Source organism: Catalinimonas alkaloidigena (assembly GCF_900100765.1).
Classification (GTDB): domain Bacteria; phylum Bacteroidota; class Bacteroidia; order Cytophagales; family Flexibacteraceae; genus Mooreia; species Mooreia alkaloidigena.
The window spans coordinates 265,930-279,088 of sequence record NZ_FNFO01000008.1 but is presented as its reverse complement, the minus strand read 5'-3'; the positions used below and the strand labels follow the sequence as shown (position 1 = coordinate 279,088).

The 13,159-nt window shown below is 56.5% G+C and carries 13 protein-coding genes; 3 read left to right on the top strand and 10 right to left on the bottom strand.

The features are described 5' to 3' along the window. Positions 1-30: 30 nt before the first annotated feature. A complete protein-coding gene (locus BLR44_RS19640) occupies positions 31-2,055 on the bottom strand; it encodes a T9SS type B sorting domain-containing protein (RefSeq protein ID WP_089685253.1) in 2,025 nt (674 codons plus the stop codon). A gap of 136 nt (positions 2,056-2,191) precedes the next feature. On the opposite strand from BLR44_RS19640, the gene BLR44_RS19635 reads away from it, so the two are divergent. The 3 genes from BLR44_RS19635 to BLR44_RS19625 all read left to right on the top strand — a co-directional run bounded on the left by BLR44_RS19635 (position 2,192) and on the right by BLR44_RS19625 (position 4,736). Further along, positions 2,192-2,689 (top strand): YajQ family cyclic di-GMP-binding protein, encoded by a 498-nt coding sequence (locus BLR44_RS19635; protein WP_089685251.1) that lies wholly within the window; start codon positions 2,192-2,194, stop codon positions 2,687-2,689. Positions 2,690-2,761: 72 nt separating this feature from the next. After that, positions 2,762-3,409: a TetR family transcriptional regulator C-terminal domain-containing protein gene (locus tag BLR44_RS19630; protein ID WP_089685249.1), complete on the top strand. Its 648-nt coding sequence runs from the start codon at positions 2,762-2,764 to the stop codon at positions 3,407-3,409. A 10-nt stretch (positions 3,410-3,419) separates the two neighbouring features. Further along, positions 3,420-4,736, top strand: a complete 1,317-nt coding sequence (locus tag BLR44_RS19625; protein WP_089685247.1) for an ABC1 kinase family protein — start codon at positions 3,420-3,422, stop codon at positions 4,734-4,736. 61 nt (positions 4,737-4,797) lie between these two features. On the opposite strand, the gene BLR44_RS28670 is transcribed toward BLR44_RS19625, so the two are convergent. The 9 genes from BLR44_RS28670 to BLR44_RS19585 form a co-directional block, all read right to left on the bottom strand. After that, a complete protein-coding gene (locus BLR44_RS28670; protein ID WP_143017384.1) occupies positions 4,798-5,025 on the bottom strand; it encodes a hypothetical protein in 228 nt (75 codons plus the stop codon). 184 nt (positions 5,026-5,209) lie between these two features. Next, positions 5,210-7,753 carry a T9SS type B sorting domain-containing protein gene (locus BLR44_RS19620; RefSeq protein ID WP_089685245.1) on the bottom strand — a complete coding sequence of 848 codons (2,544 nt, stop codon included), beginning with the start codon at positions 7,751-7,753 and terminating at the stop codon, positions 5,210-5,212. A gap of 135 nt (positions 7,754-7,888) precedes the next feature. Then, positions 7,889-8,602 carry an SDR family NAD(P)-dependent oxidoreductase gene (locus BLR44_RS19615; protein ID WP_089685243.1) on the bottom strand — a complete coding sequence of 238 codons (714 nt, stop codon included), beginning with the start codon at positions 8,600-8,602 and terminating at the stop codon, positions 7,889-7,891. Between the two features lie 71 nt (positions 8,603-8,673). Beyond that, on the bottom strand, positions 8,674-9,396 hold the full coding sequence (gene folE / locus BLR44_RS19610) for a GTP cyclohydrolase I FolE (RefSeq protein ID WP_089685242.1): 723 nt from the start codon (positions 9,394-9,396) through the stop codon (positions 8,674-8,676). Next, on the bottom strand, positions 9,356-9,766 hold the full coding sequence (locus BLR44_RS19605; protein ID WP_089685240.1) for a 6-pyruvoyl trahydropterin synthase family protein: 411 nt from the start codon (positions 9,764-9,766) through the stop codon (positions 9,356-9,358). The genes folE and BLR44_RS19605 overlap by 41 nt, the downstream gene beginning before the upstream one ends. Before the next feature lie 98 nt (positions 9,767-9,864). Continuing rightward, on the bottom strand, positions 9,865-11,832 hold the full coding sequence (locus tag BLR44_RS19600) for a BamA/TamA family outer membrane protein (protein WP_089685238.1): 1,968 nt from the start codon (positions 11,830-11,832) through the stop codon (positions 9,865-9,867). 94 nt (positions 11,833-11,926) lie between these two features. Then, positions 11,927-12,346: a BrxA/BrxB family bacilliredoxin gene (locus tag BLR44_RS19595; protein WP_089685236.1), complete on the bottom strand. Its 420-nt coding sequence runs from the start codon at positions 12,344-12,346 to the stop codon at positions 11,927-11,929. Between the two features lie 39 nt (positions 12,347-12,385). Further along, positions 12,386-12,715, bottom strand: coding sequence for a DUF59 domain-containing protein (locus BLR44_RS19590; RefSeq protein ID WP_089685234.1), 330 nt, complete (start codon positions 12,713-12,715; stop codon positions 12,386-12,388). A 12-nt stretch (positions 12,716-12,727) separates the two neighbouring features. Further along, positions 12,728-13,159: a SufE family protein gene (locus BLR44_RS19585; protein ID WP_089685231.1), complete on the bottom strand. Its 432-nt coding sequence runs from the start codon at positions 13,157-13,159 to the stop codon at positions 12,728-12,730.

The window sequence follows — 13,159 nt, the reverse complement described above, 5'->3', positions numbered from 1 at the left end:
GATGGACGGAAAATAAGCCACACGGCGGCTTTAGCGAATCAGTTGCACTTTGCCCGACAAGGTCAGGGGACGACCCGTTTCGTCGGTACCGCTCACCGTGTAAGGGTAAAGGCCGGGGGGCAGGGGCATGCCGCGGAACGTACCGTCCCAGCCGGCGTCGGTAAAGTCGTTCGTTTGAAACACCACCTCGCCCCAGCGGTCGAAGATGCGCAGGGTAAACTGCTCCACAAATCGCCCGAAACCATGGAACGTGTCGTTCAGGCCGTCGCCGTTGGGCGTAAAAGCAGTAGGAAAGTAGATGCGGTAGGGGAGGCGAAACGTCACGAGGTTCGAGTACGAGTCGGTGTAGCGGTTGTCGTTGGGCGCGGCGCGGATGCGGTACCGCAGCACCTGCTCCTCGGCGTCGAGCAAGTCGTCGAGTGACTCCTGAAAACTGCGCCCGTTGGCCGGCGCCGAGTCGAGTACGGTGCCATCAGCACCAATGCGCTCTACAAAATATTGCTGTGCGCCCCCGGGCCACCCTTCGTACTCGGTCCAGGTCAGGCGTACGCTCGTCTCGTTGCGATCGCCCGTCAGGCGGATCGGACACACGCGGGTACTGGTACGCGACACATTGCCGCAGGTATCGGTGAACAGCACTTCGTAGCAGTAGGGTTGGCTGGCAAGATCGGCCTGTTGGTCTGTAAAAGCAGGGCCGCCCGCCGTAAATAGGGTGAGTAGTTTCCCCGCCGGGTTCATCTGACGGATCTGGTAGGCGCTGGGCGTTGGCGACGGCGCGCGCCACGAAAGCACTACCTGATTTTCCAGATTGACGGTGGCCTGTACCTGCTGCACCGGCTCGGGCTGAACGGTCGACTGGGCAGTGACCTCTACCGGTAGCGAATGCGATTCGATCTCGGCAGTTTGACGCGGGTAGGTCATCGTCACCACAAGGTGGTACTGGTAACGCTGGCCGCACTGCAACGGTCCCGTATCGACAAACGAAGTCTGGTCACGGTCCGGAAGGGTTGCAAAGGGCCGATTGTCCCGGTAAATCGTGTAGTGACGAAACGCGAATCCACTCTGGTCGCGTGGCCAGCTTAGCGTAATGCTGTTCTGGGCCGCGTTGGGCGTGGCCGTGAGGCGGGTGGTACAAAGGTTTGGGGAAGCAAGGGTGTTTCCACATACGTCGAAGGCTTCGAACCGGAAGCAGGCGGACTGGTTGCGGGCGTCGATGGCGGTAGAGGCATAGTCCTGCGGACCTTCGTTGGCGAGCGTATCGAGGGCAGTGAGGCCATTCGCCGTCTGGCGCAGCAGCCGGTACCGGCCCGTAATGCCCACTTGCAGTTGCAAAAGGACGCTGCCGTCGGCTTGCACCGCCGCGCGGTTCAACGCGGGCCACGCCAGAGCCTGAAACGACCGCACCGGCAGGCGGGCCGTCCCACCGCACGCGGAAACGGAGTACAGGCCCTGCACCTGGACGGTGTGGTCGAATTTCCCGTCGTTGTAGGTGTGGGTAAGTACAAACTGCCGTTTCTGTACGACTTCTTCCTGCCCATCGCCCCACCGAATCCGGTACTGATCGTAAACAAGGGTCGTATCGCCGACCGCGTACGTTCCGTAGTCGCGCCCGGGAAGCAGGAAACGCGCATCGTCGCGGTCGTCGACCGTCAGGCGTACGCGGTTGCCTTCGCAAAACGCAACCTGCGCGTTGGGCACAACGGTGTCGAGCACGACCAGCCGCCGCCGGGCAATGCGCTCGGCCAGCGGTGCCGTGCCGTCGACCAGTTGCTTGACAAGGTACACGCCCGGTGCGTCGTAGTAAAAAACAGGGTCGACGGCCGAAAAGGTGCTGGTGTCTGTGTCCTGGCCGTTGTCATACGCCGGCGTGCGTCCACCGGGCGGGGCTTTCGAGGCGTCGTCCGTTACCTGCACGGAGAGCGGCACGCAACCGAAGTCGGGCTCCAGAGCGAAGCCCGGCGTGCCCTGTGCCTGTGCCGCAAGCAGGCTGCCGATCCAAAACAGCCCCAGCCAGCACAGACGTGCGGTCAGGCGGAACGGGGTGCATGTGGTCACGGTGGCGATAGAAGCTGAATCTTTATAAATGCGTGTAAAAGTAAATCGAATCCCGACAGGCTACGCAGCGCATCTGCCGGCGTTTGTGAGGGGCCTTGTATCTTTGCATTGCACAGACCTTACTAACGATACTCCTATGGCTTCGTTTGACATTGTTTCTAAAATTGACCACCAGTCGCTGGACAACGCCGTAAACACGGCCAAGAAAGAAATTTCGACACGCTACGACTTCAACGGCACCGATACCTCGCTCGAGTTGGACAAAAAAGCCCTGGTGCTGCACATTACGACCGACAACGAAATGCGGGTCGAGACCATCGAAGATATACTCATCAAACGGATGGTGAAGCAAAATATTGATCCGAAATGCCTGGACTTTAGCGCCGAATCTTACCAGTCGGGGAAGGTGCTGAAGAAGGACATCACGGTGAAAGAGGGCCTCGACAAAGAAACCGCCAAGAAAATTACGAAGATGATCAAGGACCAGGGCCTGAAGGTGCAGCCCAGTATTCAGGACGATCAGGTGCGCGTGAGCGGTAAAAAAATCGACGATCTGCAAAGCGTCATTGCCTTTCTGAAGGCCAAGGGTACCGACATCGGGGTGCCGTTGCAGTTCGTGAACATGAAAAGCTAAGCGGAACCGCTTTTGTGGGCGAGAAGTCCGCTGCCGATCAAACTATTTCCCCCTTCTGAAAGTTGAAGAAACATGGGAAAGAACGATAAAATTCGCCGTGCTTACATCGATTATCAACTGACCGTCGGGCATCGTCCGCCCTCGGTGTATGCATTCGCCAAAAAGCTGAAAATCACCGAAGCGAATTTTTACGAGTCGTACAATTCGTTTGCTGCGCTGGAGAAAGACATCTGGCGGGGTTTTATGGAAGATACGCTGGGCCGTTTGCAACAAGACGAAGTGTATCAGACCTACACAGTACGCGAAAAACTCCTGGCGTTTTACTACACCTTTGTAGAAGTGCTGAAGGAAAACCGGAGCTACATCCTGAACCGGATGGCCCCCGCGCGTTCCATGCCCGAGGTAAATGCCGAACTCGCCTACCTGCACGACGACTTCCGAACGTATGCGAAGGAACTGGTGCGGGAAGGCGAAGAAACCGGCGAAGTTGCACAGCGACCCTACCTGACCGACCGCTACGGCGACGGCTTGTGGTACCAGTTGCTGTTTGTACTGCGCTTCTGGCGGAACGACGAAAGTGCCGGGTTTGAGAAGACCGATGCCGCCATCGAAAAGGCCGTGCACCTGTCGTTCGATCTCATCGGACGAAACACCATCGACTCGGCGTTCGACTTTGCCCGTTTTATTTTCCAGAATCGCCGGACGGTCAGCCAGCCTTAATTCCGCTTTCATGAAGAAATCACAAAATAGTATTCCGGTCGGTAAAGTGAACCGGGCCAGTCGCTTTGTGCGTACGGGTATCCAGGTCGGCGGCAACTACGTGAAGCATTACGCCAAACGCCTCGTCGATCCTTCCACAACGCGCGACGAACTTCACAACGACAACGCCGAAGACATTTACAATTCGCTGAGCGAACTGAAAGGTAGTGCGTTGAAGGTCGCGCAGATGATGAGCATGGACAAAAACATGCTGCCACGTGCCTACGCCGAAAAATTTCAGCTTTCACAATACAGTGCGCCGCCGCTTTCGGGGCCGCTGGTCGTCAAAACCTTCCGCGAAGCGTTTGGCAAAGCACCGCAGGCCATGTTCGATCGCTTCAACATGGAGGCGATGAACGCCGCGTCGATCGGGCAGGTACACGAAGCGTGGAAAGACGGGACGCGCTTTGCCGTTAAAATCCAGTATCCCGGCGTAGCCAACAGCATCTCGTCCGATTTGAAGATGGTGCGCCCGTTTGCCATTCGTCTGCTGAACCTGAACGAGAAAGAGGTCGACAAGTACATGGCAGAAGTGGAGGAAAAACTGATTGAAGAGACCGATTACGAACTTGAACTGCGCCGCGGGCAGGAAATTGCCCAGGCGTGTGGCCACCTGCACGACCTCGATTTCCCGACTTACTATCCGGAGTTTTCGTCGCGTCGCATCCTGACGATGGACTGGATGGAGGGGTTGCATCTGGACGATTTCCTGAAAACGCACCCTTCGCAGGAAACGCGCAACCGGTTGGGGCAGGCGCTCTGGGACTTTTACGAGTATCAGATCCATACGCTGCAGCAAGTCCACGCCGATCCGCATCCCGGTAATTTCCTGATGCGCGCCAACGGGACGTTAGGCGTGATCGACTTCGGGTGTGTGAAGGTGTTGCCGCCGCAGTTCTACCGCAACTACTTCGCGCTTTTGTATAAAAATACGCTGGGCGACCAGGAGCGCCTCGACCGCATTCTGTACGAACTGGAATTTTTCACTCCGCAGGATACCGAAAAGGAAAAGGACTTTTTCCGGGACATTTTCCTGACGATGATCGAATTGCTGGGCCGGCCTTTCAGCCAACCTACGTTCGACTTCAGCAACGACGCATACTTCGAGGAGATCTACGCCCTCAGCGAGAAGCTCTCGGCCATGCCCGAGATTCGGGAGTCGAAGGTGGCGCGGGGCGTCAAGGACACGCTGTACGTGAACCGTACGTATTTTGGCCTTTATTCAATTCTGAACCTGCTGGGTGCTACGGTGCATACGGAAGCTACCCCCATGAAAGAATCGGCCTAGCCGAAGCGGTTGTAGCCCAAATTAAAAAGGCCCCGCTGGATGTTGGCGGGGCCTTTTCTTTTTAGAAGGCGACGATCTGAAACGCTTGTTCGCCGGGGTGGTACAGGCATTGGTAATAACGGTTTTTGAGGAGAATCCCTTCGGCCTGTCCTTCCAGAGTCGAGTGTGCTGAGTCGACCACCGGAATAAACGTTTCAATCGGCCCACAATCGTATTCGGCAACGCGCTGTTGACTGTAGGAAACACAACACAGAGCGGTGCAAGCCAGTACTAAAAAGTGTTTTTGCATGCGTCGGACGGGCGAGCGGTCACGTCGGAAGCAAGACGTGATCGCCCACGAGTTGATTAGAAATTACGTTTGAGATAAAATAGAAATAGCCTCGTTTGCCGTTCGATGGCCCGCGGGCTATGGGCAAACCAAAAGCGCCTCCGACTGACGTAGAAAACAACCTTACTGGGAGCGATACCTCACATCACCTCATGATTTGCACCCAGCCCTTGACTTTGCGGCGGCGGTACTCCACAACGTAGTAGTAAATGCCGATGGGCAGGCCGTCGCCGGTCCAGGCGAAATCGCGGGTATCGTTCTGGTAGACTTCTTTGCCCCAGCGGTTGTAGATACGCACCGCTAAAAACTGGTCGTTGCAATTGTCGGGAGGAAGGTCCGTAAGCACAAACACCTCGTTTTTGTCATCGCCGTTGGGCGTAAACACGTTCGGAGGATTGATCAGATCGCGGTCGGCCGAGTCGATTACGACCAGATCGACCACGACCGAATCGCGACGGTACTCGGGGCAGCCCTGTTCGCCGAGCGTAAAGACCACCCGGAAGGGCGATTGCGGCAGGTAACTACAATCGGTTTTCCATTGGAACGGCGATGTCAGAAAGCGCGTGCCCTGTTGGCTGGTAAAGCTCATGCCGAACTCGGCGAGGTCGAACCCGACGCCGTGCGCCTCCAGCACCATCAGCGACGTGTCGATGTCTTCGCAGAAAAGGTTGAAAGTAGTGTCTTTGCCGGCCAATACTTCCAGCATGGGGATGGACGTAACGGTGGTGTCCAGGTCGGAGTAAATAATGGCAATGGGGTCGTCGTTTTCTACCTTCAACCACGCCGAGGTGGTATCGGCACCCGGGTAAAGGCAATGCTCATCGCGCGCGATGAATTGCACCTGCATCCATCCGGCCGTGATCGCCTCGCAGGTACTGGTCCAGCGGAACGTGCCCGTCGCTTCGGTGGTACCCGGATTGCTGCTGAACTGCATGCCGGCGTTTTGCAATTGAAAGCCCAGCCCGTCGGCATTCAACACGACCCGCCGCCCTTCGGTGTCCTGGCCTTCTACGTTGAACGAAAGGGTTTCGCCGACCTCCATCACAATGCTGTCGCCTTCCAGCAGTTTGCGGACAAGCGGGGGTTCGTTGTCTTCAGGCAGCACTTCAATCCAGACGGTGGTCGTATCCGATTTAGGATTGATGCAATCGCCATCGGTACAGACGAAGTTGACCTGATGCACACCCAGAATCTCCGGCGAACAGGTCGGTTGCCATTGCAAGGTACCTTCCAACGAATCGCCCACAGCCGTGACGCGGAAGTTCATGCCCACGTCGTTCAGACGGAATTCTTCTCCGTAGGCTCGCAGTATAGCCATTTTGCGTTCCGGATCGCCGCTGATGACCTGATAGCGAACTTGTTCGCTGATGCCGATCGAAACAGTATCGCCCGGTACCCACGTCACGGAGCGTATGGCGGGTGGTTCGTTAGGTAAGGGGGGAATGTTGAGTGTAATGCGGGTCGTGTCGAGTAGCGGGCGGGCGCAGCCGTCGTCTTGCACGATCAAATCGATCAGAAGTGGCACGTCCGAGCTGGCGATGCAACTGTCGAAACAGATCTCCATGTAGACCGAGTCGCCGGGTTGGCCGGGGTAGTTCACCGGGCCGCCACCGGTCACCGTCAGGGTAACGGGGCTATTAAAGTTAACCGAACGCGCCCAGGCCGAGAGGTTTTGAGTCGTATCCAGGTCAATCCCCACCAGCGTAAGGCAGCGGTCGTCGCCCGGGTTGATCGTAATCACCTCACCTTCCTGGTAGATTTCCTGGGTGCCGGGCAACAGCACCATCGACTGCGGCGCGGCGTTGGGAAAGCATTGGCGGACCAACAGCTGAAACTCCCGGTGTACTTCGCCAAGCTTGACGCCATTGCGATACTCTTCGCATTTGACCGCGAACACATGCAGGCCGAGCGTAGTGGGCGTAAACTGCAACAGGCCGGTGAGCGAATCGATGGCCAGTGGCGGCGTGCCCTGAATTTGTACCTGATCCGAGTAGCCCCCGCCCCAGTTGACCGTGGCGTAGGGGCCGGGCAGCGATGGAGGCACGATCATGCTGTTCGGGACAGGCAAGCTGTTGCCTTTCAGCGGAGGGGTTATGGAATAGACCAGCGAATCACCATCGGGATCGGTACCCGAAAAGTCAAAGTTAAAGGGGTGGCCCAGGCAGGCATAATCGCTCAGCGGCGGAAACAGAATAGGCGAAGAGTTGATGAGCGGTTGCCCATCTTTCACCACCGGCGGAATTTCCAGATAGAACGTTTGCCCCGATCCGCCCGGATCGATGATGTTGACAATATCATCGTTGCGGCAGCACCGTTCCCAGATTAGGTAATATCCCTGTGGTTCATCGTACACCGCCTCGGGCAATTCGACGATAGACGAAAAGACGTAGAGGCGGGTAGAGAGTTCGCCCACCGCACACTCTTCTTTAGTATAAGGCACATAGCTGACACTGCGGTACGGGAGCACAAACTGCCCAACGAGCAGATCGTTCGATTTGTTGAAAACCCCAACAATGATGCTGGGATCGACCGCATCGGAATTTCCATTGACCGCATCGAAATACAGGTTGAGTTGCAGGCGGTAGCGGTCGTCGTTCAGGTGCGATAGCGTAAGTTCTCCTCCCACAATATGAGTGGCAAAAAGCGGGAGCGGACTTAACAGAAAGAGCAGCAGTAAAAGTTTTTTCATGGCAGGGCCGGGAGGAGGAATCTAAAGCTACTAAAGTAATAGACGTCATCCAACCGGGTTTCCGCAGCCTGCTTTTGCCGGAAAAAGATTGACCGACCGATCCTCTCGCCGAGTTGCCCTAACCGCTCTACCAAGCTACCGTAACGTCGACAGACCACCATCGATCCCCAGCACCTGTCCGGTCATCCAACTGGACTCGTCCGACAGCAGAAACAGGGCGGACGCCGCAATGTCGTCGGGTTGCCCGAAGCGCCCGAGCGGATGCCGCTTGCGGGCGGCTTCTCGTTTGTCGTCGCTTGCCAGCAGGCGTCCGGCCAGCGGCGTGTCGGTCAGCGAAGGAGCCACCAGATTAACGCGGATCTGCATCGGTGCCCACTCGGCCGCCAGCGATTGCCCCAGGCCAATCAGCGCACTTTTGGCCGTGGCGACGGACGTATGGAAGCCCATGCCGACCCGCGCAGCGACCGTGGTAAACAATACTACGCTGGCCCCTTTTGCCTCCTTCAAGGGTTTCGCTACCTGATGCAACACTCGGATGGCCCCCAGTACGTTAAGGTTAAAGTCATGCTCGAAATCCGCCTCTTTCAGCCGCAGAAACGAATTCAAGGTAATGGAGCCCGGGCAGTACACCACGCCGTGCAGCACATCGGGCAGGTCCGCCAGCGCGTCGGTAACCGGCTGGGTCACGTCCAGTTCCACGAAGCGTGCGCCCGTTTCGCGGAGTTCGTCCGACTGATGCCGCGAGGCCGCTATCACGGTAGCTCCCGCCGCAGTGAGTTGCCGCGTGAGGGCCAGCCCGATGCCCGAACTTCCGCCGATGATCAGGATCGTCTTGTCTGTAAAATCCATAACTACGAAGCCATAAAAAAGGTAGCCCGCACGAGGCTACCCTTACAAAAGCCGAAACCAGTAAAATTGTTTTACTTGGGCTGCGTATTGTAAATGTGGCTGAGGAATTCGCTCTTGGTCGCTTCTTCCTGGAACTTACCGCTGTATTTGGCCGTGACCGTTGTGCTGGTATCGTCCTGAATGCCCCGCGACGACACACACATGTGCTTGGCGTCGATTACCACGGCGACGTCTTCCGTCTGGAGCACGCGCTTCAGTTCGTTGATGATCTGCACCGTGAGGCGTTCCTGCACCTGCGGTCGCTTCGCAAAGTATTGCACAATGCGGTTGATCTTCGAAAGCCCGATCACTTTGCCGTTCGAAATGTAGCCAACGTGCGCCCGACCGAAAATCGGGACGAAGTGGTGCTCGCAGTTGGAGTAGAAAGTGATGTCTTTCTCGACCAGCATCTCGTTGTAGCGGTACTGGTTTTCGAACAGGGTGGCATGCGGCTTGTTGTCAGGGTGCAGCCCGCTGAAAATCTCCTGCACGTACATTTTCGCGACCCGCCGGGGCGTTCCGCGCAGGCTATCGTCGTCCAGATCCAGACCCAGAATGTGCATGATCTGCGCGAAGTGCTTCTCGATCAGTTCCATTTTGGTTTCGTCGTCCATGTCGAACGCGTCTTCGCGCAGGGGCGTCTCGTCGCCGGTGCTGATATGGTCATCGCCAAGCTCCTGCGGCGACTGGCCGTTGCGGCTGTAGCCGTTGCGTTCAGTCGACAGGGTACTCGACGAAGTTTCGTTCGGTTTCATAAAGGGTAATGTTAAGATCGTGTTTCGGGTCAATGTGGGGGCGAAGCAGGTTGTAAATCACCACGGCGATATTTTCGGCCGTAGGGTTCAGCTCCCGAAATTCCGGGACGTCCAGGTTCAGGTTGCGGTGATCGAACCGGCTGGTGACGTGCTGGCGAATCAGGTCACTCAGGTATTTCAGATCGATGACGTATCCGGTCACCGGATCGATCTCGCCCGTAACGCGTACGTAAAGGTCGTAATTATGGCCGTGGAAATTGGGCAGATTGCACTTGCCAAACGTACGTTGGTTCTCTTCTTCGCTCCATGCGGGGTTGTGCAGACGGTGTGCGGCGTTAAAATGTTCTTTGCGATAAACGGCTACTTTCATAGACAGTGGGCTAACCCGAGTGGTAACGATGGCAACGGGGCGATGGTTCAGAGAAACAACCCGGAAGTAGCCTCAAAGTTCAGGAAAAAGTACAGGCATTACCAATACGTCAGGATCTGCGGGGCACCGATGTCGAAATCTTCCAGGCGCAGGGTGGGAATGCCGCTGAACGAAGTGCGTAGCGGAATGCTGTTGTTGGGGAAATTGGGGTACCACGCCAGGCGGAACTGAAACGTGTTGAATTGTAGATGTTCGTTTCGGATGCGCACCCCGAGGCCATATCCCTGGTACACCGGCGTCTGAAACAACGACGTTTTCTCCAGCGCGACCATACCAAAATCGGCAAAACCGAACAGCGCGATGCGGAAGCCCAGCAGGTTGTAAGGCGTAAAAAGCACCGACTCCAAGTTGGCGACGACGCGTTTGTTGCCGCGCAGGTTGCCGCGCGTGATGCCCGAAATGCCGCGCATCTCCAGCCATTCCTGTTCGAACCGATTGAATCCCCACAGACTGCGGAGGGTGACGAACTGTCGGAACTGGTAGCGCTTCAGGTGCATGAGGGGCGTGAAGTAAAAAACTTTTGTGTCCAGCGCGGCCTGTTCGGCCCGTTGCTGGCGGAAAAAGCTGCCCGCGCCGATGTTCCAGTAAAAGTATCCGAAGTCGTGGTACTCGCCGTTGGCAAAGCGCCCGCCCACGTAGGGACGGTACCCGAATTCGGTCTGTTCGGCCCCGAACGTAAAAGTCGCGGCCGTTCCGTAGGGGACATCTTCCGTCCGGCCAAAGCCATAGATCAGCACGTCGCGGTAATAGCTCCGGTCCGAGTAGCCGATGCTGCCCAGCATGGTCAGGCGGTGCTGGAAAAAGAGATTGGTGTCTTCGCGCACGATGGGTCGCTCAGTGAAATCCTGCCCGATGATGCGCCCGGCGACTACCAGTCGCGCGCGCTCCCGAAACGCGTGGCTACCGAAACCAAACCGGAAGGCACGCCCCAGCCACATGTCCGCCAGGTTGTAGGTATAGGGAATCCGGATGCCGGTGGTGTCGTCGGCCAGTTGGGCCAGAAGGCGCTGGCGACCGACTTCAATGTTGCCGGCGTAGCGTGTGGAAGGGGTCAGGAAGCGTCGCCCCGCCTGAATGCCCATGTATTTCTGGTCCCAGCGGGAAATAAAGTCGGCCTGGATCGTCACCAAACTGCGGCCTACGTAGGGGACCCGGTACTGCCCCGCATACCCCCAGCCGTACGCACGACTGTACGACACCTGCTGACTGAGTTGGTGCGCAAAGCCCAGAATGTTGTTATCGCTGAGCTTGAGGGAGCCGCCGCTGCCGTTGAGGGCACCTTCGGCGTTGATCGTCCACACGTCTTGCGTTACCACCAGCAGATCGATGCTATCGGAAAATTCGGTGGTGATCGGGATGATCCGGCTATCGAGCAGATAACTCGATTGGCGTAACAGACGCTCGCTGTCACGAATTTTGATGGCATCGAACGGTTCACCCCTGGAAACCAGCAGGTCGCCGCGGATCACGTGCCGGCGCGTGTCCAGGTGCAGTCGGTTGCCGAGCTTGGCGATAAAACCCTTGCCCACACGTGCCGTATCGTTTACCGATGGGCCGAACACGTCCAGTCGTTGCACGTCGATGCGCCGGATGATCATGCCGTTGTATTGCTCGTACGTAGAGACCGGTGTAGGATCAGGCTGCACCGGCTGACTGCCCACCACCGGCCCTGGGTTTTGAAACAAGGCATCGAAAATCCAGCGAGTGACTTTCCGTTTATAGAACCACGCTTGCATATGCTCGTAAAACTCACGATTCTGCTCCCAGGCCAGCGAATCGGCAGCGGCGTCTTGCAACTGTTTGCTTTCGGCATAAAGGCGCACACTGTCTTGCTCGGCCAACAGCGTATCCGGAAAGGGAATAAAAAGGATGGTATCGGTGCGGTAGGGCCATACCCAAACGGCCGGGCTCTCCGGCGACTGTGCCCGGCATACCCCGGCGCTCAGGCCGGCCAGCAAGCCCCCCAGCAGGATAAAAAAGTACGGTATGGAGCGGGTGGTACGCACGCGATGATCTTATACGTAGGCTTACGAAAAATAAAGAACCTGCAACAAAAAAGGGGCCTAAAAAAGGCCCCTTTCCTCTAGCATGTTGTAAAGGTTAGTCGCAGAACTCCTGGAAGACCAACTCAAGGTGGTTGGCAATCATCGGAGCGGTGCGGCCTTCGATGTGGTGACGTTCGATAAAATGCACCAGATCGCCGTCTTTAAACAGGGCAATCGAAGGCGAAGACGGCGGATAAGGCAACGTATATTCACGCGCCCGGGCCGTTGCGTCACGGTCTACACCGGCAAATACGGTCACGAGCTGATCGGGCTTACTTTTGCTGTTTTGCAACGCCATTTTCACGCCGGGACGGGCTGCACCAGCGGCACAACCACACACCGAGTTGATGACCACCAAGGTGGTGCCTTCCTGGTTTTCCAGGATTTCGTCGACCTGTTCAGGGGTTTTCAGTTCCTGAAAACCAACTTCCGTAAGATCGTGCCGCATGGGCGCTACCAATTCTTCGGGATACATATGGATAAAAATCTGAGTTTATTATTGAATTAATGGGGCTTATAAAAAACCTAACTCCAGCTTGGCGGCATCGGACATCATGTCCTGCGAGTAGGGAGGATCGAACGTGAGTTCGACGTTGACATCGTTGACGTCTTCCAATGCGCGCACTTTCCGCTCGATTTCACCGGGAATTTCTTCTGCCGATGGGCAGGCAGGTGAGGTGAGCGTCATCAGAATGTAGACGTTGTTGACCGGGTAGACTTTAATGTCGTAAATCAAGCCCAGCTCATATACGTCGACCGGAATTTCCGGATCGTAGACCGTCTTTAATGCCTCAACTACCTGAGAACGAAGGTCTTGTTTAGCATCGAGTGTTTGTTCTTCCATCTTTCTAAAAATCTAGGCTTCCAGCTTGGCTTTGTAAGCCAGGGCGTAAAGCTTCATCTGTTTGATCATGGCCGACAGGCCATTCGACCGTTGTGAGCCAATCACTTTGCCCATGCCGATCCGGTCAATAAAATTCAGATCGGCCTGCACAATGTCGTCGGCGCGTTGCCCGGACAGCACCCGGATCAACAGGCTGATCAGCCCTTTGGTCACGTCGGTATTGCTATCGGCGTGGTAGCGAACCCGATCACCGTCCAGATCAGTAGTGAGCCACACTTTCGACTGACATCCCTTGATGAGGTTATCGTCTACTTTGTGCTGCTCGTCGAACGGTGGCAACTTCTGCCCCAGCTCCATGATGTAAAAAACGGTGCTTTCGCGGTCGTCACCCAGAATCTCGAATTCGTCAACGATTTGGTCTTGGATCTCTGCGATAGAAGCCAT